The organism is Staphylococcus devriesei, from assembly GCF_002902625.1.
GTDB lineage: Bacteria > Bacillota > Bacilli > Staphylococcales > Staphylococcaceae > Staphylococcus > Staphylococcus devriesei.
In genome coordinates, this window is sequence record NZ_PPRG01000124.1 from 1 (window position 1) to 657 (window position 657).

Annotated in this window: 1 protein-coding gene; it reads right to left on the bottom strand. The window is 23.0% G+C overall.

What is annotated here, in order from left to right:
* Positions 1 to 493 (bottom strand): tubby C-terminal domain-like protein (locus CD147_RS11925; protein WP_103167633.1); only part of this gene is annotated, 493 nt, incomplete at its 3' end.
* Positions 494 to 657: the final 164 nt, after the last annotated feature.

Consider the following 657-nt stretch of genomic DNA (forward strand, 5'->3'; position numbering starts at 1 on the left):
CTATAAATAACAACTCATATTCTTTCATTTTCTCATCTAGTAATTCAAAATAAACAGTAACAGGAATAGTAATATCACTTTTACATTTAGCAATATTTTGTCGTTCTTCATTAATTATATATGCCCAGTCGTTTGAGCTATTATCTAATTTATACTGTTTATTCATTAGATAAAAATTAGCTTCTTCGAACGAATTTAGTTTATTTTCATTTGTTAATTCAAAAGTGAATTTTTTGGTTTTATGTGTCATAAATTCTATATTAAAGTGTTTATATTTAAATGGACTTATTTGATTAGACTTAAATACTAAATTTTTGTTCTTAGTATATACTTTAAAATTATTGAAAAATTTCCCTTCACCTACAAAATCAATAATTCGTGTGAAAATATTAGAATAATCTTTTTGCACATACCCGACTACTTTCTCACTATCTTCATCTATTATTGTTAACGGCCTAGTTGAAAAATTATTATAAATTTTATATTTATACATTAAAAAAATCCTTTTTATATAATTAGCGTATGAATATTTTTGTACAAATCCATCCTATTAACATAACTATAACAAAAGACAATAACGGCAAAAACACAAAAAATAGTCCCATTAAGCTAACTCCTTTTTAACTTTATACTTTTACAATAGCATAATATATAATC